At 53.9% G+C, this 24,805-nt stretch carries 17 protein-coding genes; 11 read left to right on the top strand and 6 right to left on the bottom strand.

The window, feature by feature from the left end; all coding sequences use genetic code 11:
* Positions 1 to 67: 67 nt before the first annotated feature.
* Both PLIM_RS04840 and PLIM_RS04835 read left to right on the top strand, forming a co-directional pair.
* The gene (locus PLIM_RS04840; protein WP_013109206.1) at positions 68 to 2,674 is read left to right on the top strand and encodes a DUF1592 domain-containing protein; all 2,607 of its coding nucleotides are present in this window, start codon (positions 68 to 70) and stop codon (positions 2,672 to 2,674) included.
* An 86-nt stretch (positions 2,675 to 2,760) separates the two neighbouring features.
* Positions 2,761 to 4,650, top strand: a complete 1,890-nt coding sequence (locus PLIM_RS04835) for a glycosyltransferase family 39 protein (RefSeq protein ID WP_013109205.1) — start codon at positions 2,761 to 2,763, stop codon at positions 4,648 to 4,650.
* Between the two features lie 233 nt (positions 4,651 to 4,883).
* Here PLIM_RS04835 and PLIM_RS04830 read toward each other — a convergent pair whose 3' ends face one another.
* The 5 genes from PLIM_RS04830 to PLIM_RS04810 all read right to left on the bottom strand — a co-directional run bounded on the left by PLIM_RS04830 (position 4,884) and on the right by PLIM_RS04810 (position 11,565).
* Positions 4,884 to 5,522: a histidine phosphatase family protein gene (locus tag PLIM_RS04830; RefSeq protein WP_081440207.1), complete on the bottom strand. Its 639-nt coding sequence runs from the start codon at positions 5,520 to 5,522 to the stop codon at positions 4,884 to 4,886.
* Positions 5,523 to 5,886: 364 nt separating this feature from the next.
* A complete protein-coding gene (locus PLIM_RS04825) occupies positions 5,887 to 6,786 on the bottom strand; it encodes a polyphosphate kinase 2 family protein (RefSeq protein ID WP_013109202.1) in 900 nt (299 codons plus the stop codon).
* Between the two features lie 120 nt (positions 6,787 to 6,906).
* Positions 6,907 to 8,886 carry a tetratricopeptide repeat protein gene (locus PLIM_RS04820; RefSeq protein ID WP_013109201.1) on the bottom strand — a complete coding sequence of 660 codons (1,980 nt, stop codon included), beginning with the start codon at positions 8,884 to 8,886 and terminating at the stop codon, positions 6,907 to 6,909.
* A gap of 47 nt (positions 8,887 to 8,933) precedes the next feature.
* The gene (locus PLIM_RS04815; protein ID WP_013109200.1) at positions 8,934 to 9,887 is read right to left on the bottom strand and encodes a YybH family protein; all 954 of its coding nucleotides are present in this window, start codon (positions 9,885 to 9,887) and stop codon (positions 8,934 to 8,936) included.
* A 346-nt stretch (positions 9,888 to 10,233) separates the two neighbouring features.
* Positions 10,234 to 11,565, bottom strand: coding sequence for an NAD(P)/FAD-dependent oxidoreductase (locus tag PLIM_RS04810; protein ID WP_013109199.1), 1,332 nt, complete (start codon positions 11,563 to 11,565; stop codon positions 10,234 to 10,236).
* 441 nt (positions 11,566 to 12,006) lie between these two features.
* On the opposite strand from PLIM_RS04810, the gene PLIM_RS04805 reads away from it, so the two are divergent.
* From PLIM_RS04805 to PLIM_RS04775, 6 genes are all read left to right on the top strand, one after another.
* Positions 12,007 to 12,264 (top strand): type B 50S ribosomal protein L31, encoded by a 258-nt coding sequence (locus PLIM_RS04805; protein WP_013109198.1) that lies wholly within the window; start codon positions 12,007 to 12,009, stop codon positions 12,262 to 12,264.
* Positions 12,265 to 12,497: 233 nt separating this feature from the next.
* Positions 12,498 to 13,589, top strand: a complete 1,092-nt coding sequence (prfA, locus tag PLIM_RS04800) for a peptide chain release factor 1 (protein WP_013109197.1) — start codon at positions 12,498 to 12,500, stop codon at positions 13,587 to 13,589.
* 536 nt (positions 13,590 to 14,125) lie between these two features.
* Complete coding sequence (locus PLIM_RS04790) at positions 14,126 to 14,803, top strand: OmpH family outer membrane protein (protein ID WP_013109195.1); 678 nt, start codon at positions 14,126 to 14,128, stop codon at positions 14,801 to 14,803.
* Between the two features lie 175 nt (positions 14,804 to 14,978).
* Positions 14,979 to 15,914, top strand: coding sequence for a UDP-3-O-acyl-N-acetylglucosamine deacetylase (locus PLIM_RS04785; RefSeq protein ID WP_013109194.1), 936 nt, complete (start codon positions 14,979 to 14,981; stop codon positions 15,912 to 15,914).
* Between the two features lie 205 nt (positions 15,915 to 16,119).
* Complete coding sequence (gene lpxA / locus PLIM_RS04780; RefSeq protein WP_013109193.1) at positions 16,120 to 16,968, top strand: acyl-ACP--UDP-N-acetylglucosamine O-acyltransferase; 849 nt, start codon at positions 16,120 to 16,122, stop codon at positions 16,966 to 16,968.
* Positions 16,965 to 18,044 (top strand): Gfo/Idh/MocA family protein, encoded by a 1,080-nt coding sequence (locus PLIM_RS04775; RefSeq protein ID WP_013109192.1) that lies wholly within the window; start codon positions 16,965 to 16,967, stop codon positions 18,042 to 18,044. The genes lpxA and PLIM_RS04775 overlap by 4 nt, the downstream gene beginning before the upstream one ends.
* Before the next feature lie 454 nt (positions 18,045 to 18,498).
* Here the strand turns inward: PLIM_RS04775 and PLIM_RS04770 are convergent, their stop codons facing one another.
* On the bottom strand, positions 18,499 to 21,261 hold the full coding sequence (locus PLIM_RS04770; protein WP_013109190.1) for a S9 family peptidase: 2,763 nt from the start codon (positions 21,259 to 21,261) through the stop codon (positions 18,499 to 18,501).
* A 492-nt stretch (positions 21,262 to 21,753) separates the two neighbouring features.
* Here PLIM_RS04770 and PLIM_RS22440 point away from each other — a divergent pair, with 492 nt between their 5' ends.
* The 3 genes from PLIM_RS22440 (at position 21,754) to PLIM_RS22435 (ending at position 24,741) form a co-directional block, all read left to right on the top strand.
* A complete protein-coding gene (locus PLIM_RS22440; protein WP_013109189.1) occupies positions 21,754 to 22,323 on the top strand; it encodes an RNA polymerase sigma factor in 570 nt (189 codons plus the stop codon).
* Positions 22,320 to 23,183, top strand: coding sequence for a hypothetical protein (locus PLIM_RS04760; protein ID WP_013109188.1), 864 nt, complete (start codon positions 22,320 to 22,322; stop codon positions 23,181 to 23,183). The genes PLIM_RS22440 and PLIM_RS04760 overlap by 4 nt, the downstream gene beginning before the upstream one ends.
* A gap of 151 nt (positions 23,184 to 23,334) precedes the next feature.
* Positions 23,335 to 24,741, top strand: coding sequence for a hypothetical protein (locus PLIM_RS22435; RefSeq protein ID WP_013109187.1), 1,407 nt, complete (start codon positions 23,335 to 23,337; stop codon positions 24,739 to 24,741).
* Positions 24,742 to 24,805: the final 64 nt, after the last annotated feature.

Genomic DNA, 24,805 nt, shown 5'->3' with positions numbered 1-24,805 from the left:
TGCGATGCTCATCCCACATCAGACATTTGCGACATGACGAATCAGCCATGCTTCCGGATACGATCCCATGCTGAAAATCTACCAGTTTTCCATCACTTTATGTGATTCTGAAGGGCGAAATCCTTTCTGGCTCACCTTGTGCATCCTGTTCCTCTTCAGCGTGCAGCCCACGGTATGGGCTGCCGAGCATCGAACCACTGAGTTTGTCCCCGATCAGCAGGGGTATCAAAAACTTGTCGCACCTTTTTTCAAATCGTACTGCAGCGAATGTCACTCAGGGGACAAACCCGAAGGCGACTTCAGCCTTGATGCAGCACTACTGAAGAATCAATTGACAGACCCCGTGGCCAAAGCTCGCTGGCGGGAGGTCGTCAATGTCCTCAACTCCCACGAAATGCCACCCGAAGAAAGTCCTCAGCCACAGGCGAAAGAAGTCGCCGCCGTTGTCGACTGGGTAACAGCCGAAGCCGTCCGTGCAGAGAAATTTTCGCGAGAACAAACCAATGTATTAAGACGCCTGACACGCGATGAATACCGCCGCACAATTCGCGATCTCGTGGGCCTTGATTTCGATGTCTCAGCATTTCCAGAAGACCCCGCGGCAGGAGGTTTCGACAACAACGGAAGTGCGTTGACAATCTCCCCCATGCACATGGAACTCTACCTCGCTTCAGCCAGGCAGATTCTCGATCGCGCACTGGTCGAGGGGGAACAACCTCCGACGATCCGCTGGAAGTTCGACCCAAAGGCCGGCCCTGCCGATCGAGTGCGTCTGCGGCTCGATCCCAAAAACAATCCTCTCGTCAATGGTGGCAACAACCGGCAGGATGGCGAATGGGTCGCTGTTCACCACGCCTCGTGGGATACGAATGTGGGGGCTCGCGATTTTCGTGTTCCCATTGCCGGCACCTATCGCATCCGGGCGCAACTGGCCGGGACAAAACCCACTCGCCAGGAAGTCATCGCCAGTGCCGCAAAAATTCTCGCGAAGCGGCGCGACGAGCAGATCGCCAAACATCCCGAACGAACCCGACAGCATGAAGAGCAGTACCAGCGAGATCTCCAGCACTTCGAAACCTCCCGGATCTACGATTACGGCCCAGTCCGCGCCAAACTCAATGTTCAACTGGGTTCACAACCTCGCACCATTGCCGAGTTCGATATTGAAGGGACCCGGGAACAGCCCGAGATCAAGACATTTTTGACCCGCATGACGACCGAAACGGCAGGCATCTCTTTCGAGTATGCCTATTCAATTCCGCGCGAACTGGAAAATTTCTGGCTGCAATCCGCACTGGAGTTTGCTCGACCCGAGTTACTGGTCGACTGGTTCGAAATCGAAGGACCGATCTTCGAAAGCTGGCCACCTCCCAGTCATCAGCTCATCGTCGGGAAACAGCTTCCTTCCGCCGACAAAGAGGCATCCGCAGTCACCTCCATCCTCCGGAACATGATGCAGCGGGCCTATCGTCGGCCACCTGACGAAGCCGAGGTGCAGCAGCGTCTGGCTCAGTTTATTTCTGCCCGCAAATCCCGCACCTTCATTGAAGCCCTCAAGCTGCCACTCATCTCGATTCTCACGTCACCCAACTTTTTATATCTCGTCGAAAATCCCGTACAAAACCCCGCCCAGCCACTCGATGACTATCAACTGGCCACCAGACTCTCATACTGGCTCTGGTCAAGTATGCCCGATAATCAACTCTTGCAACTCGCAGCCGAAAAGCGGCTTTCACAGCCAGAAGTCCTCAAAAGCCAGGTCGCACGAATGCTCAAAGATGCTCGTTCGCGAGCCTTTGTCGAAAACTTTGCTGGCCAATGGCTGGGTTTAAGGCAAGTCGGAGCCAATCCTCCCGCCAAAGATCTCTATCCGGAATACGACCGTCATCTCGAAACATCGATGATCGAAGAATCACTGGCCTACTTTCAGGAGTTTCTGCAGCACGATCTCGATGTCCGGCAAATGATCCAATCCGATTTTGTCGTCATCAATGAACGACTGGCCCGCTTCTATGACATTGATGGAGTCCGCGGCGATCAGTTCCGGCGCGTCCAGGTTTCCAGCGATATCCCTCGCGGCGGAATCGTCACCCAGGCTTCGATTCTTTGCCTGACCTCCAACGGAACACGTACTTCTCCCGTCAAACGAGGAACCTGGATTCTCAAGACATTATTGGGGACAGATCCCGGCCTCCCCGTCGCCAATGCCGGCGAGATTGCCCCCAAAGTCCCCGGCATCGACAAAGCCACCGTTCGCCAGCGGCTGGAAATCCATCGCGAATTGCCTCAATGCGCCCGCTGCCACAATAAGATCGATCCCTTGGGGTTCGCACTCGAAAACTTCAATGCCACCGGTGATTGGCGCGAACGCGAAGGGTTTGGCTACCAGGGCAGAATCCAGGCCAATGATCCACTGATCGATGCCTCATCCCGCATGCCCGACGGGACAAACATCGTCGGCGTTCGCGGATTGCAGCAAGCTCTCTACCAGCGCCACGATCTATTCGTCAAAGCCCTGGCAGAACGTCTGCTCACTTACGCACTCGGCAGAGAACTGGGTCTCTCCGATCAACCCGCCATCGACCGCATTGTGCAGGCCGCTCGCGACAATGATTACCGCTTATCCGCCATGCTCGAAGCGATTGCCACCAGCGAAACATTCTGTCTCAAATAGCACTCCAGCAGCTTCGCTCTTCCACTCGACCTTCGCCAATCGTTGACGATTGGGTGGTAAGATAACCATGGGAAAAACTTGAAAACATGATAGCCACGGCCTCTCAGCCAAATCTGACTCTCTCAGCCATCAGCCGCAAAATTCCGGTCTATTCGTGGCTGGCCTTATTTCTGGCGATGGGGCTTTTGGGCTATGCAAGCTTCCAGATTCAAGCGACATCGAGCCTCACGTTCGACGAAACATTTTATCTCAATGCCGGCGTCAGGACAGTCGCTTCGGGAACACTCGATCCTGCCATCTGCGATTGCGGCGTCGCACCACTCCCCATCATCATCTGCTATCTTCCACCACTGCTCCTCTCTCGAAATGAGTATCGCCATGAAGTCTGGGTCGGACAGGAAAATGATCCTCAGTTGATCATCTGGCCTCGCCGCCTCAACACACTTCTCGTGGGCATGCCCCTGCTCATCGTCATCTGGTTATGGCTGGGCAAAAAGTGCGGGCCTGTCGGTGCGACCCTGGGTGTCCTCATGACAGCCGCTTCACCCACAATTCAGGCCCATGCCGCCCTGGCGACAACCGATTTAAGCTTCACTTTGTTCGGATTGCTGGGAATTCTGGCGTTAGCCCACTATCTCGAAAGGCCAACCTGGGTGCGGCTTGGAATCCTCGCCATCGCCATGGCCGCCTGCCTTTCGGCAAAGTACTCAGGGGTCTTTCTCTTTCCCGTTGCCGGACTGATGTTCCTCGGGCGGGCTCTTCGCGACCAAAACGTTTCCCACACAGACGAGCCCGTCGAATCCAGTTCTAAAAGTCAGTTATCGCGTGTCTGGTGGCCTGTGGTCCGGCAGACTTTCATCACTTACACGTTACTGCTGCTGCTCGTGATCCCCCTGTGGTGGGCCATTCATGGCTTTTCGTTTACCGGTCCACTTAAAAATGTTCCACTGGAAGTCACGCCTCCCGATTCACCCTGGGTCGAAATCCTTGGTCGCGGACCCTGGGCCGACTGGATCATGGATCAGGCCCATCGTCGCTGGAAAAGGCCCGCTCCAATTGCGGGTGTCCTTTTTCAATACCTCCACAACAAAAGCGGACACACAGCCTTTCTGATGGGTGAAACCTCACTCACTGGCTGGCGTACATACTTCCCCTGCACCATCGGATTCAAAAGCACACCCTCCGAACTGATTCTGATCGCTCTGCTGCTTTTGGGCACGATTTTCCTGAGGCTGGCTGGTTGCATAAGCTGGAGTAAACTCGATTTCTCCCGCCGCTGCTTGTGGCTTTCTTTCGCTGTATTGGCAGCACTCCTGCTCTTTGCCCGCATCAATATCGGCCACCGCTATGTATTGATCCTCTACCCACTCTTCATCATGCTGGGTATTGATACGATCTTCATGATTTATCGTAGTTTTATAGATCGCTTCCTTAATACGAATGGTACCTCGAATGCCTATTGGCCTCATATGATAATCACACTAAGTACCAGCCTGTTGTTGGCCATGCAGTTTTGGAGTTCATGGTCGATACAGCCCCACGCCCTCTCCTACTTTAATGGGCTTTGTGGTGGGCCGGAGCAGGGTGGCAGGTTGCTCCTCGATTCAAACATCGATTGGGGCCAGGATCTCCCCACCTTGCAGCAGTTACTCTCCAGCGAAGACTCGTCAAAAGTCGCTTTGCAATACTTCGGGACGGCTTTACCAACCGCTTATGGCATTGAGGCCGACCCCACCAAAGCACTCCGCCGACCACTGGAGGACTATGAACTTCTGGCGATTTCTGTCACCCACCTGGGTGGGCTATACGTCTTCGGCAACGATCCCTATCAGAAATTCCGCACCTGGCAGCCCGATGCGCGCGCCGGCTATTCCATCAATCTCTATCGACTCGATACTCCCGAACGAAAAGCGGCCTTTGCACAAGCCATTCAAGAGTATGAAACGGCCCGCGCCCAGAATTCACCTAAGCAATAGATCGATCCGAGACAGATACCAAAAATAAACTCTGCTCGTCGGTATGGCGTGGCTGGGGTTGAGCGTCTTCGCGAACCCCCAGGTCATTCGACTCTGATCGGTAATGGCGAACATGCCTTGCGTGCCATGCTTGCGGCTCTGAGCAAGCATGTTTGAAAACCTCTCTACACGCCTTTGACTTCTGGGATGAGTAAACCACCGGATCTCTGGCTCGCTGCTCAATCTCCATGCGATCAATCAAGATGAAGCACACTGTTGAGCGTGATCAGTTCGGCTCGGTCAGTCGTCCACTCGATCACATTAATACAGCAATTGGCCTGCTTGACCTGACGCGCCAGGCGGAGAGGTAAACCCAAGAGCGGTGTCAGCATCACTCGATTGAGCATATTGTGAGCCACCACCACAATATTCTCACCCTGATGCCGCTCAGCCAGTTGTTTCAGAGTCGGCTCAGCACGATGAAGCACATCAGAGTAGGATTCGCCCCCCGGGTGAGGATTGGTTGCGGGATCAGCAAAAAAATGATCGTGAGCCTCTTTGTCCTTCGTCCGGATCGTTTCCCAGTCGAGCCCTTCCCAGCGACCGACGCTGCATTCCCGTAAGTTCGCATCAGTCTCTACCTTCAACTGATGGCTGTTCGCAATGAACTCTGCTGTCTGATGAGCCCTCTGAAGTGGGCTCGCATAAACCCCTGCAATACGAAAGGCACTCAATGCCGCCGCGAGCGATCGGGCTTGCGCTTCACCAATCGCCGTGAGCGGCCCGTTCATTTCACACCCCTGCAAAATGTAGGGACGCATCTCATTCGCAGCCGTCGCTCCATGCCGGCACAGCAGCATTCGACACACATTCTCAGGCGGGGCTTGTCGCATCAATCGGCTTTCTCAGGAAACACGGCAGGAACAGTTCATCAGCACACGCTGCAGCATGAACTTTAGCGACATCACCCAGAAACAACAGCCTCGCACCCACAGTCTCCCCGGCAAGATGCTGTCAGTGGAACGTCAGCAGCCACAGAATTCCATTGGGGCGGCGGGTGGCTGGGGTTGAGTCTGCGAACCCCCAGCGATCTTTGGCATGATCTGGGGGATCGCGAAAACGCTCAACCCCAACCTCCCCATACTAGGGAGCATAGCTCATCATTGGAATCCGTCTTACCAAATATCGAAAACGACAACTTCATCAGTTCAGATAAGATCAATTCCGATGGAAATCGATAAGCGGCAACGTGCGGCACTACTCGTTTTCCAACTGCTCCTGCAGCTTGGCAAACTCCGCCAGTTGAGCTTGAGTCACTTCAGGATATCGGAGTTGGAGTGACTGGATCGTTGTCGCGATGATATCTGCCACAACCGCTCTCGTGACCCATTTCTGATCGGCCGGAATCACATACCAGGGCGCCCACTCGGTACTGGTCGCAGCGATGGCTGCTTCATAAGTGGCCTGATAGTCATCCCAGAACTTGCGTTCCCGCATGTCGGCAGCCGAGAATTTCCAGTGCTTGTTCTGTTTCGTGAGTCGATCCAGAAATCGTCGCTTCTGCTCATCTTTAGAAACGTTAAGAAAGAACTTGATTACAATGGTGCCATTACGCACCAGATGCTTTTCGAACGCATTGATATCTTCATAACGTGCTTCCCAGAAGGACTGATCCCGTTCTCCCGGAGGAAGTCGCTGCAGCTCCAGAATTTCTGAATGAACTTTCACGACCAGCACTTCTTCGTAGTAAGATCGGTTAAATATCCCCAGCCGACCTCTTTCCGGCACACTCTTCATGCACCGCCAGAGAAAGTTATGGTCAAGTTCTTCCTCCGAGGGTTTTTTGAAGCTGTAAACCTGACAACCCTGCGGATTCACCCCGGACATCACATGCTTGATCGTGCCATCTTTACCGGCGGCATCCATCGCCTGAAAAATGATTAATACCGAGTATCGATCATTGGCATATAGCAACTCCTGGGCTTCTGCAAGATCGAGAACGCTCTGATTCAGCACCTCAAGAGAACGCTGCTTCACAACGTCTTTACCAGAGTCCTTTAATTCTTCAGTCTGAGCCCAGCCGGGATCATGATCTTTAAGTCGAAAGGGCTTACCCGGTCGGATTCGAAACAGATCAATAATATCTTGTCGAATCATAGCGTCTCATTCCATTCGCTGGAAAGATTCACTCTAACAACACGACCGCACAGCAAGGTATCACTGCACGATCCAATTGTCGTTGCGAGCTGAAGGCAGATCGACACTTCGATGGAACGATCACTTCGTTTTGGTGAACTTCAAGCCCGGGCTCTTCTCGCTGTCACCAATCATCTTGAATTGAAACTCTGTCGGACTGGTGAACTGCACCTCGGCCAGCATGGTCTCGCCCCCATCATCAGTTTCGAGGGCCAGATTGTTCTGATCGACAGCAAATACACCTTTGACCGATTGCTTACGTTTCCCTTGAGTATATGTCCATGTATAGGCACCAGCTTTTGTCATATCGAGTTCAAATGTCGCACCCTGTTGACTGGCTTTCCAGTTTCCGATGAACTGATCCGCTTGAAGCACCTTCTCTGCCGGAACAACGGGAGGCGCAGGAGGAGCAGTCGGTTTCGTCGCCTCCTCAGGAGGTGTTGTCATCCCGAGCAGCTGTTTGATCAATTGATCGTTTGGCAATATGTTCGATGCCAGACGGAACTGGTTCGCTGCCGCACTGTCATGTTTCATCGTCTGATAGTGATAACCCAGCAGAAAATGTCCATCGGCTGACATCGGGTTGGCTTTGACGAAAGCTTCCAGCACTCGTAGCTGCTCTGTATATGTCTCGGTAGAGGGGTAGAGACTGATCATCGTCGTCCAGTCCCAACCCGGGCCGGCAGCCAGAACAGCATAGATCGCCGCCGCAGATTCCGGATACTTCTGCAGGGCGAAGAGCACGAGACTGCGAAACTCATGCACAACAGTATCATTCGGCATCGTCTTAAGTGTGATATCGAGCTTCGCCAGTGCTCCTTTGTAATCACCGCTTCGAAATGCCTCCCGTGCGGCTTCGAAAGCTGCCAGTCCTTCATCGGTTGGCTGCTGAGGTGCTGACGGTGTCGCCTCCGCACTCGCACCCGGGTCGCTTGCAACGGCATAGCTTTCCGCAGAAACCAAAGGCTGCGAATAGTCGTAGCCATAAGAACCACCACTCGAAGCGTAAGGGTTCTGATAATTCCAATAACCCCAGCCATAGCCAATGCGGTTAATACCCCACGCAGTCAGACCGATTGCGGCTGCCACGGGGTAGTTATCCCACATATAGCCCCAGCCAGACCCGGGATGCCAACTATCGTGGTACCAGTCCCCATAGTTGTCGCGCCTGGTGTCAGCCCAGTTCTGCCAGTCTTCGCGATTCTGATCTCTCCAATCCTGTCGGTTGTCTTGCCAATCTCCCCGATTCGCCATGCGGTCACTCAGGTTATTCTGTCGATCCTGAACCGAAGGACGATCTCCCATTCGATCCTGGACCCGGGCTCCCTGATTGGGCAGCCGCTGGGCGACATCACCACCACCTAATCCCGGCAAACGAGCTGGCAATTGAGCAGGACGATTGCTGATTCCCTGACCTGTCCCGGGTCGATTGGCGACACCACCAGTACCTGGCCTGGTCGCAGGCAATTGAGCAGGTCGCGAACCCGGCAACTGACCAGGTCGAGTCCCTCCGATGGCTCCAGCTCCTGGGCCAGCGCCAATACCCGGGCCAGTGCCAATTCCCGATCCTGATCCGATCCCCGCACCCGTGCCAATACCCGTCGCTGGCCGGGTTGATGGTAACTGCGCAGGGCGCGCACCTATCGAACCGCTGCCAGCACCAACATTGGGTCGAGTACCAGGCTGAACTGCCGGGCGACTTCCCGAGCCAATGTTGCTGCCACCAATACTCGGCCGCGCGCCTGCACCAGAATTTGGGATGGAAGGTCTGGCAGCAGGTGTCGCGGGACGAGCTTGTGGAGCAGATGGCCGCGCTGCGGGTGCCGCTGGTCGACTGGCCGCTGGTGGCGAAGGACGACTGAAGGAAGGTGAACTCCCCACAGATGGCCTCGCACCGCCGCCTCCACTGAATCCGCCACCACCACCACCGACTCGACCACCGCCGCCCCCACCTCCACCGCCACGGCCACCACCACCACCGCGCCCAAAAACCTGAGTTTCAGCAAGTATCGTCAAACTTGCGATCACCAGACCTGTCAGAATCCATGCGTAAGTCTTCATCGGGATGTCTCCGGTTGTGAATTCAATTCATCAGTCGATCAAGACGATTACTGCAATGGTGCCGGTGGGCGTCGAACCACCCGTACCGAGGCATCAGGCTGGATTTCATTGCCAATCAGCAGGTTTCTGGAATCGATCTGGAAGGAGTCGTTGTCAAATAACGTGATCTGCCGCGTAACCGAGACTCGACGACCATCTGGCGTGACACCTTCGGCATTCACGATCCAGGCATCTTCCAATGGAGTCCACGTCGCTTCAGTAAATGCTCCACTCTGATCAAACGCCCACGAACGCACAGTACGCCGCAAGGGATCCCAGCCAATACGCTGCGATCCTTTCATCACCCCTCCCCACCGCGACTTCACAACATAATCCTGCATCAGATAATTGCCGTCTTCCGACCACTGGCAGGTGGTTTCGACACGTCCCTCAGGACTTTCGTCAACCCAGTGACCAACCAGCCATTCCAGAGCCTGAAGCTCTTCATGGGCAGTCGCCTCTGTCGATTCAGCCGGAAAATCACGGACACTGGCCATCAGCCACTTTCCGTCACGTTTAAGATGCACCACCGCATAGGGAGATCGCGAACCTGGCTGGCTCGGATCCAGAGTCGTCATGCTATACCCATCTTCAACCGCCACATCCGGACTGATCAATCGCAGCGATGTCAACGTCACGGCGATCTGAGCTTTGGGATAATCCTTGAACAATTCCGCAAATCGGCTTTCGATATTCGCACGACCTTCCAGAATGTTCCCTTCCTCATCCACGGTCTCAGCCAACTCTGTGAATTGCGCTGCAATCGCTTTCGCATCTCCTGCATTAAAAGCTCTCTCAAATCCAGCGGCAGAGGCTTTCAATTCCTCCAGATCGGTTGACTCATTCAGCTTTTTCGACTGAGGAACTTCCTGGGAATTGGCTGGTTCAAGACTTTGTGCCTGCCAGATCGTCAGACTCAAAGTGAAAACAGCCAGCAAAGCGAACACAAATCGAGTACGCATGAGAGCTTCTCCTGGTGTGTGGCAACTGGCGCGACAACCGCATGATCACCATGCTGTGAAGACGATTTTGATTCTCTGCCTCGCGAAACAGTTTGTCACGAAGAATGCCTCGCGATTATTCATCTCGCTGAATAAACACTTTTAGCAGTCAAAAATTGTTTATTCCCAGCCCATGCGCGTGCCCTGCCACCACACCTGACTTTGTCTTAGGCGTCGGGTGGCTGGGGTTGAGCGTCTTCGCGAACCCCCAGTTCGTGTCGAAAATCGCTGGGGCTTGAAGGCTCACTCTTAGCCGCCCGCCGCGCAGTCGCTTAATGGTATCCGTATTACTTCATCACACTTTTCCCTAACTGTTATCCGCCGAATTTGTGACATGGGTGGTTCGCAGATGTCCGCCGTGGGTATAGCCACTTTGCGTAATCAACCGGGCCGAACGACTGAATGTGAGATAGTTCCACGCCCATTGAATCAGCACCAGAATACGGCTTTCAAAGCTGACGATTTGAATCAGATGAATAAACAGCCACAGGATCCAGGCAATGAGTCCTGTGAACTTCCATGTTCCAATCTGCGCGATCGCTGCCTTCCGGCCAATCGTGGCCATGCTCCCCAGATCGGTATAGGTGAACGGTGATAAAGAAACGTTTTGAAAGCGCGATTGAATCGCTTTAGCCACATATTTCCCCTGCTGCATTGCCGCCGGAGCCACACCAGGAACGGCCTGCCCACTGGGAAGTTTGAAATGGGCCATATCCCCAATCACATAAACTTGAGGATGTCCCGGCAGCGTGAGATCGCTTTGAACTTCAATCCGTCCTTGACGATCGAGTGGCGCACCAGTGGCTTCCGAAAGCAATTTTGCAAGTGGTGAAGCCGTCACACCCGCCGCCCAAAGGACATTCGCCGCAGCGATCTGTTCGACTCCCTGTGCCGTCATCACTTCTACACCCGAGGCATCCACTTTTTGAATTTTGACCTGCGTGCGGACTTCCACACCCATGTCCATCAGTTTCTTTTGCGCATTCAGCGCAAGGTCTTCGGCATACGCCATGAGAATGCGCGGGGCCGCATCGATCAGAATGATGCGGGTCTCGGCAGGATTAATAATGCGGAAATCATGCCGGAGTGTATGGCGGGCAATTTCAGCGAGAGTTCCCGCCAGTTCAACACCCGTCGGGCCGGCACCCACCACCACAAACGTCAGCAGATGTTCGCGGGCCTGAGGCGTCGGCAGCTTATCGGCCTCTTCAAAAGCCGTCAGGACACGCCCGCGGATCTCGATGGCATCCTCGACAGTTTTCAGACCCGGGGCATTTTCGGCCCATTGATCATTGCCGAAGTAGCCTGTCTTCGCACCCGCAGCCACCACCAGCGAATCAAATGCGAGTTCTCCTTCCTGGAGCAGAACCCGCCGCCTCGGCAGGTCAAACCCGATCACTTCATCCATGACCACATGGACATTTCTTTGCCTCGCAAAAATCGATCGCAAAGGGGCGGCAATATTTCCGGGAGATAACCCTCCCGTAGCCACTTGATAAAGCAGCGGCTGAAAGAGATGAAAATTCCGTCGATCCACTAGCGTAATATCAACCGGGGTTTTCCGCAGAGCTTTGGCCGTGGTCAGGCCTCCAAATCCGCCGCCGACAATCACCACGCGATGCTTACCAGAAAGGCTCATCAATTTGACTTTCGCTGAAGGACGATGGCCAGGGGCGTTTCAGAAATTCTCTGCATCATGATCATCGAAACGGCCACACACTCGTAACTGCATTCAATGGTCACTTTAATGCTTCACAGTGCCCAGTTCCCCTGACAAATCGACGTTCCGGAAGTTTGAACAACCACTGGAACTGAGATTCTGTGAACGACTGGTCATTGCAAACCTCTTTGATTTATGAGTTTACGGCAAACAGCCCGCTTCCTTGCGACTCGATTTTGTGGAAGTTACACTCTCCATACCGCAAAAGTTTGGTGGAATTGTGTTTTTTCGAGCACAGCCTGCACAAAATCATTTGCATCTCACATGGCAGTTGAACACTTGTGAGTCAAAATTCAGGATATTGCTCCCCGCTCGTTGGGTGGTGGCTCTTCAAATAGAGAAGAATTCAAGGTTAGGCCGATGAAAAAAGACATTCACCCCCAGTATCGCGAAGTTGTCTTTCTGGACATGTCCACGGGCGAAAAGTTCGTCACTCGCTCGACAATCAAGACCGAAAAAACCGGTGATTACGAAGGGCGTCAGCTTCCACTGGTGACGGTCGATATCAGCTCGCTCTCCCACCCCTTCTTCACCGGCAAGCAGAAGTTCATCGATACTGCGGGTCGCGTTGAGAAGTTCCAGAAGAAGTACAACTGGGATAAACGCGAAAAGAAGTAGTGATCAGAGTCCTCCGGGGCTGTTGGCTGGGCCGATTTCATGGCTCCTGCCGGCTGCTGCCGTACCTCATTGCCGTCGGGTCGGCTGATCCGACGGCATTGCCGTTTTCTGGTGGCTAATCAATGAGAGTTCCCGATCCATCGGTATAGCTCACAATCAACGCCAGATTCCTGCTTCCATGAGCGACTTGATGCTCTGATCATCTCTTGTCCTTCTATCGTCCGGATTTTGCCATGACAACCCGCATGTTCCCCACACTTCAGGCCAAGCTCGCACGCTTCGAAGAGCTGGAAGCACAACTTCAGGATCCGGAAGTGCTGGCGGATGTCAGCAAGATGCTGGAAATTCAGCGAGAGCACGGAGGCTTATCAAAAATTGCCTCGACCGTTCGTGAATTCAACACCTTGCAGGACGATCTGCTCGCTGCAGAAACCATGCTGGCGGAAGCCACCGATGATGAAACCAAAGAGATTGCGCAAGCCGAAATCGATGAACTGAAGCCCCGCTTCGAACCACTGAAGACCGAACTCGAAGACATGGTGACCGCCGGCGATTCGCTCACTCGCGGCAGCCTGATCATGGAAATTCGTGCGGGAACAGGCGGAGATGAAGCCGCTCTGTTTGCCCGCGATCTCTATGAAATGTACACCCGGTACGTCGATCTCCAGGGCTGGAAATACGAAGTCATGGAGTTAACCACGTCCGAACTGGGTGGTCTTAAGGAAGTCGTAATCACCATCACCGGTTCCGGCGCCTATCACCGCTTACAGTTTGAAAGTGGCGGGCATCGTGTCCAGCGTGTTCCGGAAACGGAAACTCAGGGCCGTGTCCACACCAGTGCTGCGACAGTCGCCGTCATGGCGGAAGCCAGTGAAATCGATGTCGAGATCCGTGATGAAGATCTTCGAATCGATACCATGCGTGCCGGCGGCCCCGGTGGTCAAAAAGTGAATAAGACCGAATCCGCCGTGCGTATTACCCACATTCCCTCGGGCTTGGTGGTGCGTATTCAGGATGAAAAAAGTCAGCACAAAAACAAAGCCAAAGCACTGCGCGTCCTGCGATCCCGGCTCATGGAATTAAGGGAGTCTCAGGCTCATGCAGTCCGGGCCGAACAGCGGCGAACTCTCGTGGGGTCTGGTGATCGAAGCGAACGCATCCGCACGTACAACTTCCCTCAGAACCGCCTCACAGATCATCGCATCGGCCTGACCGTTTACAAACTCGATCAGATCATGCAGGGAAATCTCGATGAGCTGATCAATCCGATTCTGGCGTTCGATCGCGAAGAACGCCTCAAGGGCAATGTGGCGCCCAGTAATTGAAGCAATTCCCGGAATTGCTTCAATTACTGCAGACTCATCTGCTCATCGATCATCACCACTGTGTGCCATTCTTGCAGCTCTGGGCAAGCATGTCTTCGCGACCAACAACTCGCTGTTATTTCCTGGGAAGCCGATGACTTATCCGCTCACCCCTCTTCCAGGCAGCGTTCGCACTGTTAACTACGAAATCCGCAGGCAGTATATCCTTATAAGCAAAATGTGTTCTTTTGTGCAGTATTCACATCGATTTCATGCCACTCTACCGATGAAATCGATCCTATCGCCCACTCATCGGCCATTTTTGCCGACAGAACGGCTCTTCCGCTCTTCTCTTCGTCTTGACGATTCGCGACTCCTTTGGGAAATTCCCTGAACGAGCGGGCATACGTTCCCGAAAACTTGCCATGAAGGCATGTTCGAAGAAACGGGCCTCTGCAGTATCAGATCTGTGTCTTGGCTGACCAGTTTTTGATCTACGGCGGATCTGCACCGCATTGTGAATGTTGAAACCCGGCTTGCAAAGGAGTGCCCGCGCCGTGAACATCGTTATTCGTCCGCTGCATCAACTGGCCCGTGTGGCCCTTGTCCTGGCTGTCTCTTTTGCTGCCATCAACATCAGCCAGCCAGCATTGGCTCAGGCACCTGCTGCGGATGCTGCTCGTGCTCACAAAGTGGCACTGATCGACATGGCCGTGATCTTCAAGCAGTACAAAAAGTTTGAAGTCCTCCGCGAAGACCTCAAGGCCGAAATCGAGCAGAGCGAAGTCAAAGCCAAGGAAATGGCCACCAACCTTCAGGCCCTTCAGCAGAAAATGAAGAGCTTCAAAGAAGGCAGCCCCGAATTCTCGGCTACCGAAAAGCAACTCGCCACATCATCTGCCGAATTCGAAGCCTTTCGCCGCTCCGCCCAGCGTGAGTTCCTCAAAAAGGAAAGCGAAATTTATCACACAGTCTACCTCGAAGTGACTGATGCCGTCGCCAAGTATGCCCAGTACTACAAGTACACACTGGTCTTGCGGTTCAGCAGCGAAGAGCTCGATCGTGACAATCCTCAGGGATTGATCCAGGGCATGAACCGCCAGGTCGTCTACTTCGAAGCTGAAAACGATATTACTCAGCCCGTGCTGAAGTATCTGAACCAGAAGTTTACAGGTGCCGCTGGCGCAGCAGCCCCACGAGCTGCAGAAGCCACCCGCCCTGGAACATCTCGCTAATCATAAGCAAAGTCACGCCACAGGTCTTAAGTCATTACGACCTGTGGCTCTCTTGCTCTCGTGACTAAGATATCTACAGACTCAGAATTCATGTTGCATCGCTTGCGAGTTCCTGCTGCATCCTAAATTACGATGTAGCTTGATTAACCGGTCTTCTTCCCCGATGGAGCAGGTCATGCGCGCGCCCAGACGCCAGAGAACACTGGAACGGGCCGTTGAAATGAGTGGGATCGGCTTCTTTACGAATGCCGATGTCACCATTTCGTTTCATCCGCAGGCCGAAGGAATGGGGATCAGCTTCCAGCGGACAGATCTCAAATCGACCGGCCCTGTGCAGGCTCGTATTGAGAACGTCATCCGCAAAGAGCGTCGCACCGCCATTTCACAAGGTGGAGTCACTGTCGAGTTGATCGAACATGTGATGGCTGCCCTCGCTGGTCTGCAGATTGATAATTGCCTGGTACGTCTCAATGCTCCAGAACCTCCAGGCTGTGATGGATCAAGCCTCGATTTCGTACAGTGCCTGCTCGATGGTGGGATTGTCGAACAGAATGCCTATCGCGACCTGATCGTGGTCACCCAGCCTCAGGCAATTGTGACCGAAAACGACTCGGTCGCTTTGTCAGCCAGTCCCATCAGTCGGCATGGCCTGGTGATTACTTACGAACTCGATTACGGCCCGCGCTCACCAATCAAACCTCAGTCCTTTTCGCTGGAAGTCACCCCCGAGACATTTATTACCCTGGTGGCTTTTGCTCGGACCTTCGTCGCTGAAGAGGAAGTCAAATATCTTCAAAGCCAGGGTTACGGCCAGCGTGTCACAGAAAAAGATCTTCTCATTTTTGGCCCTGATGGCCCGATTGGAAACGCACTGCGGACGCGAGATGAATGCGTCCGCCACAAGATTCTCGATTGTATTGGCGATTTCGCCCTGATTGGCTGTGATCTGCATGGCCACTTCCGGGCCTTCCGCACCGGGCACCATCACAATCACCAGATTATTGAACGGATCAAGCAGACTCACGAAATCATTCGGGCTCCTGAATATGTATGTTTCCAACCCCACTTCCCTTTAAAAGATTTACCGCAAGAGATGGCCTTACAGTCCTAGGTTGATTGCGTATAACCTTTGATGTGAAAACGAGAATCATCACGTTTCCAGATTGATCGAGAGTATCCGCAGAAAGCACTTTTACCACCTTCCCACCACATGAAAGACGCTGCGGCCCTTCGTGAAGCAGCTTGCAGAACTCAACATTCCGCAACCCGACTTCTCCATCCGCCCCGCGTCATGCGTTAGACAAGGATGTCGCCGCATGGCCTCAAGAATTTCACCACTTGCTCAGATCGATCCACACGCCAGGATCGGCGACAACGTACATATTGGCCCATTTTGCGTAATTGGCCCGCATGTAACGCTTGGTTCGGGATGTCAACTCGATAGTCACGTCACGATCACTGGTCACACGATTATTGGCCAGCGAAATCGTATGCATCCATTTGTGGCACTGGGTGGCGAACCGCAGGATCTCGGTTACTCCGGTGCTCCAACTTACCTGGACATCGGCGATGACAACACCTTCCGCGAAGGTGTGACTGTCCATCGCGGTGCCGAAAAAGAAGATTACATCACCCGCATTGGCAGTCATAATTATCTCATGGCCAATAGCCATGTGGGACATAACTGCTATGTGCACAACCACATCATTCTGGCGAATGGCAGTCTGCTGGCCGGACATGTCCATGTCTATGACCATGCCTTCGTCTCGGGAAATTCAGTCGTTCATCAGTTCGCTTCGATTGGGACACACGCCTTTCTTTCTGGTGGCTGCCGGGCTCCCACAGACATCCCTCCCTACATGATTTCTGCCGGGAGCGATGAGCCCAAGATCGTTTCCGTCAATCTCATTGGCCTCAAGCGACGTGGTTTACCCGATTCAACAATCAACATTATTCGTCAGGCACATCGCCTGTTATTCCGTGAGCACAAGCCTCTCGACGAGGCCAGGCACACTTTACTGGCAGCCTGTGACGATGTAATTCCCTGGGAACTTACCAACCTGCTCGATTTTCTGGAGCAGCAGCGACAGGGCAAACAGGGACGTGCTCGTGAAGCCGTCCGCAGTCGCCCTGCCAATCCACATCCATTACGGAGAGCGGCATGAGCCGGGTCAGAATGGCAGTTATTGGAGTCGGTGCTCTCGGTCGGCATCACGCCCGCATCCTGAGCGAACTTCCCAATGTTCATCTCGTGGCTGTTGTTGACAGTCACGCCGAACGTGGTCAGGAAGTAGCCGAGAAGTGTCGTACTCGCTGGGTATCGAACTACAAGCATCTCCTCGATCGAGTCGATGCCGTTTCGATCGTGGTGCCCACGTTTGCCCATCTCAGTGTCGCCGGTGATTTCCTCCGTGCGGGTGTCTCGGTACTTGTCGAGAAACCGCTGGCTGGAAATCTCTCCGACGCCCAGCAGATTTCTCAACTGGCACGCCAGATGGGAACACTCCTCCAGGTGGGGCATATCGAACGCTTCAACCCCGCGATGGTCGCTGCCAAGCCTTACATCGATACACCTCGCTACCTGAAGGCGGAACGCGTCAGCCCGTATGCGTTCCGCTCGACCGATATCGGCGTCGTTCACGACCTCATGATTCACGATATCGATCTGATGCATTGGCTGGCTGGCTCGAATGAAGTCGAGCACGTCGAAGCCATGGGCGTCTCCGTCATGGGCGAACATGAAGACATGGCACAGGCCCGGCTTTACTTCGCCAATGGCTGCATTGCCGATCTCACAGCCAACCGCGTCCATCCGACAGCATCTCGAAAAATCGAAGCCTACAGCCTGCAAGGCACCGTTCATGTCGATCTGCATGCCCGGACAGTCTGGCGGATGACTCCCTCGCTCGAACTGCTGCAGGGGGAATCTCCTCTGGCCCGTTCGAAAGAACCTGGTGCCAATATCGAACAGTTGAAAAAAGAAGTCTTCACTCGTTATCTGCACCCGGAAACATTGCCTGTTGCTGAAGCAGATGCTCTCACGGCTGAACTCAAGCAGTTTGTCCGCTGTGTGCAGACTGGGCAACAACCGCTGGTGGGGCGCGATGAAGGCGTGGCTGCCATGAAAACCGCACAGATGGTGCTCGAAAGCCTCCACAAACACCAGTGGAATGGAGTTCCTGATGGCCCCACAGGCCCAACTCCCTGGCACACCACACCACGCTTGCGAGTCGCCGCTTAAGCGAATCACGACTCAGTAAGTCGAACACTCATCCAAGAGACCCCGGAAAGACCTTTCCGGGGTCTCTTGGTATTTCACAGCTTTGCATACAACCTGCCGTCATCGTCCCACAAACAATATTGGTGACGGGTGGCTCGCATTTGGGTGGCACGCCCTGAAGGCTTTGCGAAAGGGCGTGGTCTTTGCGCCCCTCAATGTCACATTTGCAGTCAGAGCGGGTGGCAGGGGTCGGATATCTTCATCCGCCTCCTGAACAATCGACGTCACCAGCCAGAATGCATCCCGAACATGCATTCATGACTCTCGACGACAGCAGCATAAACCACCAACGTCAAACAATTTGGTGACACGTGACAACGCCATCGCGTCAATTGTAACGACCAGCTCCCAGCCGCCACCATCGCACACAAAGATCTGTTAAATCCTGGAGTCCAATTCAACAACTACCAACAAATTATGGCTCAATCTCGTCCACCACTCCTTCCGTCGCGTCACGATCGGCAGTAGGTGCTTTGCCCGTTGAAACCGGATCCGAGGCCTTAGCACTGGCTGCGGCAGCATCTCCATTCGCAGGCACATTATTGCCCGGCGATTTGTTCTCGCTCGGTTTGATTCTCTTTCCATTCTTGGCATATCGATCCGCCCAGGCCGTCATCTCCGCCAGTTGATGCAGGATCGATTCCCGCGAGAGATATCCATGACCCTCATGAGGGAGCAGCACTAACCGTGCAGTTGCACCATTGGCAGCCAGAGCTTCATAAAAGCGTTCGGATTGCATGGGGAATGTCCCCGAGTTCTGATCTTCCTGCCCGTGGATCAGCATGATCGGTTCACGCACGCGGTTGGCATGAAAGAACGGCGACATCCTCGCATAGACCGTAGGTGCTTCCCAGAATGTTCGCGGCTCGTTCTGAAAACCGAAGGGAGTCAACGTCCGGTTATAAGCTCCACTGCAGGCAATACCCGTCGCAAAAAGATCAGTATGGGCCAGCAGGTTGGCAGTCATGAATGCACCATAGCTATGACCCGTGACAAGGATTCGATCAGGATCACCCACGCCCAGATCTGTGACCACTTTCACAGCCGCCTCGGCATCTGCCACCAACTGCTCAACATAAGTATCGTTCATCTTGCGGGGCGAACCAATAATCGGCATCGCCGTATCCATCATGATCGCATAACCCTGAGTTAAAAACATTAAAGGGCTGGCACCCCATAAGCGGGTAAACTTATGAGGAGAGCCTCGCACCTGGCCGGCTGTCTGGACATCAGAATATTCACGCGGATAGGCATACATGATCACCGGGAGTTTTTTCCCCGAGGTACGGTCATAACCCGGCGGAAGATAAAGCGTAGCCGACAGGGGCACACCGTCACCCCGCTGATACGTCAGGAGTTCTTTCGAACACGAAGTAAACTGCGGATGCGGATCATTAAACTTCGTGACGGCTCCCAGCAATTCCCCACCCACGGGGAACTCAGGCTTTGCAGCCCCAACAATGGGATCCAGCGACCGACCGCCTGTATCAAATTTGACAGGCGCCAGCGCACTCACTGCAGCAGCTTCTCCCGCTGTCTCCACTTCCTCCCGGCGAAGCGGAAGTTGTTTTAGTAAATAGTTCGGTGGAGTCGTGGGGCTCTGAAACTGAGTAAGTATCGTTCGCTGAGTCTCATCGGTGAATGCTACAAAAGTTTCATAAGTTCCCCGCTGAGATCGGAACAGCCGTGATCGTTGGCCAGTCGCCAGATCAATCTGATCAAGGAATGGATAATCCCCTTCGGGTGAACTCCCTGTTCCCTCCATGAAGAAGGTCGTCCCCTGCTTGAGGATGACGCTTTGCCCATCCACCGTCCGAGTTCGCACGGGTTTACCAGGGTCGGCGTAAGCATCACTCGTCGAAAGATTAAAGAGCACCCGTCGGCTCGCAATTGGGTCGGCCAGATTCAAGACCGCTGTTGTTTTCCACCGACGGATCGTATTAACTTCGGTAATCAGAACTTCATCAGGAGTCGTTGTAAAATCCAGATCATTGAGCCGCTCGGCTGTTTGCAGGACTTCTGCAATCGGCCCACTGAAAGGAGTCGACAGCGTGACCAGTCGATCGCGAAACTTCGATTTGGCTTCTGCATTTCCACCATCGAGAGTCTCGACCCAATAAAGTTTAGCAGGGTGATGAGGATCCCATTCGAACATGCGGCCACCCGCACTCACGCCATAACTCGACGAGAACTGTGGCGACTTGATATCACTGAGCGTACGTAGCGTGGCACCTGTTTTGAGATCAACCACCTCGACTGTTCGAGGGAATTGACTATAGGGAACTCGATAGGAAAACGGCCTTTTCAGTTTTGTCACCACCATGGCACTACCATCAGGCGAGACGGAAGCCGAGGTATATAATCCCGGCTGGCCTACAGGAATGATTTCCAGCGTTGACGCATCAACACGAGCCAGTTGCACCGTCGCAAAGTAGTCGAAGAGCGTTTCGTCGTAAGGGGTCTTCAGCAAGTCCTGATAGGTTCTGGCTTTCGTTTTCTGACCAGACGTCGATTGCACAATCGGACCTGTCGGCTGGGTCGGTTCGACAGGCATAGCGCCGCGAGCAGGTGGAATCTGCCGGACAAGCAGTTCTTTCCCGTTATTGATCCAGCGAAATGGCGAACCCGCAATGTCAGTCAGCAGAACTCCCGGCACCTGGCGAGGGACAGGCTGGGGAGCATTCACATCGACAACCCACAACTCCATCCCACCCGTTGTATCGACCGTGTAGGCCAGTCGATCACCGGCTGGTGACCAGATCGGCGTCGATAACCCCTTCTGTTCGACAAGCACCACCGGTTCAGTCTTGGGTGGCAGCGAACTCAGTGAAATCCGAAAATACTCGGCTGTTCGCCTTTGAACTGAAAGTTCAGGATCCACACGCAAACTGGCCAGCTTCAGGAAGGGGCGGGCGAAGAACTCAATCGATGGCCACGGAGTCCGATCAATCAGCACAAACTTCTGATGGTTCGGCGAGAGCAATAACTGCGAAGGAAGTGGCGCATCAATGATCTCGACCATTTCTTTGGGCGGCAGCTTGTAGCCACTGGGGCTCACAGCTTCACCATCATCGGCCCAAAGAGTTGCTGGAGAAATGCCTCCAGCCAGACTGGCACACAGGCTCAGAACGATGAACGAGTATCGAAACTGAAAGACAGCACGGAAAACTTGACGCATACTCAGGCCCTACTATTGCTCGACGACCGCAGAAATTGTGGGGAGTCAATCAGCAGGCCTAACGGGTCGCCCGGCTGATCGAAACTTCGACGAAGAAGATCATCACCCTTGGGGTGATGCCTTTTTCTGGAACTGCATGATCCAGCCGTGAGCGCAACCGGTGTCACAAAATCTTACGAAAGTTTATCCCCCCGCGTCATGGAGGAGATCTCGTTTTATCCCAGGATTTTTTCGTCTGGTGATCGATTCACGATGACCGACATGCATCATGTTGATACACATAAAGAAACGTCGATGTCGCAAGTTTTTTTGCAACAATCTATCCTCACAAGACTTACGTCGCAGTAACATGGTCATAACACGCTGCATTGCTCCAAACTGACCTAAAAAGCACAGAATCCCTGCAAGTTTTTGTGTCTTCTGGCAACAGTAAGGTGAGTCGTCACCGTTTCGAGTTGAGTCACTAGTCACAGCCTGCAGGCGAGATCACGGATGAAGAATTTTCCCTGCCTCGCCTCTCCCGGCGATCAGGCCGAACACACACGCAAGTATCTGCTGGAGCAGCAGAGTTGGATTCGTCAGGTGCTCTCGATCCGCTCCGCTGATCCACAGGCCGTCGACGAATTGTTTCAAGAGTTCATAGTCTCCGTGCTTAAGTCCGATTTTTCGATTCAGCAGGCCGAACCTCCCCCTGCCTGGCTCTATGTGGTCGCTGTCAGAACCGCTCTCATGCACCGCAGACGTTTAGGAAGACGCCGCCGCATGTTGCATCGCTACGCCACTTCAGCCAACCGGCAATACGACGAAGAATCGACCCCAGATCCACTGGGCCTGTTGCTCGCCAAAGAACGAGAGAAGCTGATTCAGTCCGCCATAGCCCGACTGCTTCCCAAAGATCAGGAACTGCTGACCTTAAAATACACCCAGGGATGGAGCTACTTCGAAATCGCAAAGCATCTCGGCCTGACCGAATCACAGGTCACAACACAGCTTCATCGAGCGCGAGTCAGATTACGCCAGCTCCTCTCGGCGCATTTTTTATTGAGTGAGACGACCCCATGAAATTTCAAACCAGCGAATGGCAGCCCGAGCAACTCGACAGGTTGATCGATCACGAGTTAACCGAAGCCGAGGAAGCGTTGTTCCTTGAACAAACAGAACTTCACGGCGAGTGGCGGGCCGTCGCACTGGCACTGCTCGAACACCGACTGCTCGAAAGAGTTTTCCAGCAGACTCCGTCCACGACGCTGCCAGCAGCGTCACCTCCTGCAGCCCTTTCAGTGATTCCTCAATCGTTGACCACACCAGTGACATCGTCAATTTCTGTTCATCGAAAAACACTGAAAAAGTCCAGAAGGGCAAACATTCCCGGATGGTCACAAGGAGTTCTGGTGGCTGCGCTGCTGGTCATGGCCTTTAGTGGGGGCTGGTGGTCATCTCAGTCGATCACAGGATCTCGCCAGGATTTGCGAATGGCCGCTCAACCAGCCAATTCCACCATTGCCGGCAAAAACCCGACGAGTCCGACAGGCAATACTCCCCAGCCGGTGGTTGTCAATTCTCTCGATGAAGATCAAGCCGACTCCGCAGTGACAACCACGATCGATGCGTTTCCGCACGCTCGCGATCAATTACCTCTTCCCGGCGAAGTTCAGATCATGTTCGCGGATGATGTCGAGCTGGCTCGTCCAGTGAGTGTTCCGGTGATTGAAGCCAGTAACATGGAGAACGTCTTCGCGATGACGGCTGATCAGCGGGAATCGCAGGAGAAGTTAACACGTCAGCTCAAGGAGGCTCTTGCTCCACACAATGCCGAAGTGATTCAACAGGATCAATGGATCGAAGTCTCTCTGGAAGATGGCCGCCGGGGCCTCATGCCAGTCCGAGATCTCATGGTCGTTGCCAAACAACCGCTCCCTTAAGCATTTAAAAACACCCAGCAGACCCGCAGGGTGCATGAAGTTCCTCTTGTAGGGTGCATGAAGTTCCGACGAAATGCACCAACTCCACGCCTCTCTCTAAAGAATCATCACTTCACTTAACAACCAACTTAGCTCTCTCTAAGGATTTCCCATGCAGACTCCCCGCTGGTCCCGAATTGTGGCAGCCCTGATCCTCACGGTGCTGGCATCCCACTCCGCGAACATCATCGCCGATGAGATCAAAACTCCTCAGGAACAGGCTCCCTCACCGCGCCTCAAAAAGAATACAGCTCAGCCCGCGAAGCCCAAAACTGGTCAGTCAGTCACGGGTGGTTTTTCCTCGGGCAATGCCTCAGCCTTCGGTACAGCCTCCGCATCAGGCGGTGCCTTTGCCTCCGGAGGAGCCTCTGGTTCCGGCAGTACATCCGGCTCTGGTGGCAGTTCAGGCACAGGGAATAACTCCGGCTCTGGTGCACCATCAAGTGGCCAGGGCTCTGGAACATCGTCCTCGCAAGGGTTCACTCAAAGTTCCAGCAGTGGTTCCGTCACTCTGGAAATCAGTGATGGCACACCCGGCAAAAACAACACCACAACCGAAAAGAAAAACACCACGCGGACAGGTCAGCCCATTGCCAAACAGCCTGCAAATGGCGAGATCCGCAGCGGTCAGGTGATTGTCCAATCGGGCAAAGTTACGCTGAAAAAATCTGACTCTGACGACACCAGCAATTCTGAGACACAAACCTATACCGTGATTGCCGAACCCGCGGGTGATGATACCACTGAAGTCGTCGTTTCTGTCGCCGATGATGGTCAGGGAAGTTTCAAAGTCACCACCACCAAGGACGGCAATATTCTGATTCTCAAGCCTTCCACAGAAGTTCCCGTCGAAGGGCAACGCACAGGCATGCGGATTGCCGGCCCTGTCTTCGTCACGACCACGTCACAGCATCTGCCCGAGAACATGACGGTTAACTACACCAAGACGGGCAAGGATGAAGGGAAAATCAAGGTCACACGCGGCGATTCGACCTGGGATGTTTCCGAAAGCGAAATCAGCACTCTCCCTCCCGAAGTTCAGGCTCAGGTTCGTACTCTTTTTGGCCGACTTTCCGGCCCGCATGCCATGCCTTTGCCCCCCATGCCTTCCATGGGCTTCATGCCTGTCCCTCAAGGTCAGTTCACCGAAGCCACACAGGAAGCCCGGCAGCAAGCCGAAAAAGCCATGAATGATGCCCGCCGCCAATATGAACAGGCCGTCAAAGAGCAACGCGAGAAAATGGATCGCATCATCAAGGAACAGCAGCAGCGCAGCGGACAGCCAAACATGGCTCCAGCCGCACCAGGAGTTCCCGGCGCTCCCAGACTTCAAACCGCACCACTGGCACGGATGGAACGCCTCTCGTTCCCCCAGGCCGAACCCAGTGCCGATATCCAGGCCATCAAGGCTCAGCAAGAATCTCTCCGAAAAGAAGTCGAAGCCCTGAGACTCTCGATCGAGGCCCTTGTGAAAGCCAGCCAGCCACAACCTCCCAAAACCGAAGCAGAAAACAAGTAATCCACTTCGAAAAGACTTATCTCTTCCTCCTTCTCCCGCGTCTTCGCGGGAGAAGGCCGGGATG

It is taken from the genome of Planctopirus limnophila DSM 3776, assembly GCF_000092105.1.
GTDB lineage: Bacteria > Planctomycetota > Planctomycetia > Planctomycetales > Planctomycetaceae > Planctopirus > Planctopirus limnophila.
This window is presented reverse-complemented; position numbering and strand designations above follow the sequence as displayed.

Coding starts and splice junctions, on each gene's coding strand:
- PLIM_RS04840 (WP_013109206.1), top strand. CDS start 68: ATGCTGAAAATCTACCAGTTTTCCATCACTTTATGTGATTCTGAAGGG.
- PLIM_RS04835 (WP_013109205.1), top strand. CDS start 2,761: ATGATAGCCACGGCCTCTCAGCCAAATCTGACTCTCTCAGCCATCAGC.
- PLIM_RS04830 (WP_081440207.1), bottom strand. CDS start 5,522: ATGCGACAAGCCCCGCCTGAGAATGTGTGTCGAATGCTGCTGTGCCGG.
- PLIM_RS04825 (WP_013109202.1), bottom strand. CDS start 6,786: ATGATTCGACAAGATATTATTGATCTGTTTCGAATCCGACCGGGTAAG.
- PLIM_RS04820 (WP_013109201.1), bottom strand. CDS start 8,886: ATGAAGACTTACGCATGGATTCTGACAGGTCTGGTGATCGCAAGTTTG.
- PLIM_RS04815 (WP_013109200.1), bottom strand. CDS start 9,887: ATGCGTACTCGATTTGTGTTCGCTTTGCTGGCTGTTTTCACTTTGAGT.
- PLIM_RS04810 (WP_013109199.1), bottom strand. CDS start 11,565: ATGAGCCTTTCTGGTAAGCATCGCGTGGTGATTGTCGGCGGCGGATTT.
- PLIM_RS04805 (WP_013109198.1), top strand. CDS start 12,007: ATGAAAAAAGACATTCACCCCCAGTATCGCGAAGTTGTCTTTCTGGAC.
- prfA (WP_013109197.1), top strand. CDS start 12,498: ATGACAACCCGCATGTTCCCCACACTTCAGGCCAAGCTCGCACGCTTC.
- PLIM_RS04785 (WP_013109194.1), top strand. CDS start 14,979: ATGCGCGCGCCCAGACGCCAGAGAACACTGGAACGGGCCGTTGAAATG.
- lpxA (WP_013109193.1), top strand. CDS start 16,120: ATGGCCTCAAGAATTTCACCACTTGCTCAGATCGATCCACACGCCAGG.
- PLIM_RS04775 (WP_013109192.1), top strand. CDS start 16,965: ATGAGCCGGGTCAGAATGGCAGTTATTGGAGTCGGTGCTCTCGGTCGG.
- PLIM_RS04770 (WP_013109190.1), bottom strand. CDS start 21,261: ATGCGTCAAGTTTTCCGTGCTGTCTTTCAGTTTCGATACTCGTTCATC.
- PLIM_RS22440 (WP_013109189.1), top strand. CDS start 21,754: ATGAAGAATTTTCCCTGCCTCGCCTCTCCCGGCGATCAGGCCGAACAC.
- PLIM_RS04760 (WP_013109188.1), top strand. CDS start 22,320: ATGAAATTTCAAACCAGCGAATGGCAGCCCGAGCAACTCGACAGGTTG.
- PLIM_RS22435 (WP_013109187.1), top strand. CDS start 23,335: ATGCAGACTCCCCGCTGGTCCCGAATTGTGGCAGCCCTGATCCTCACG.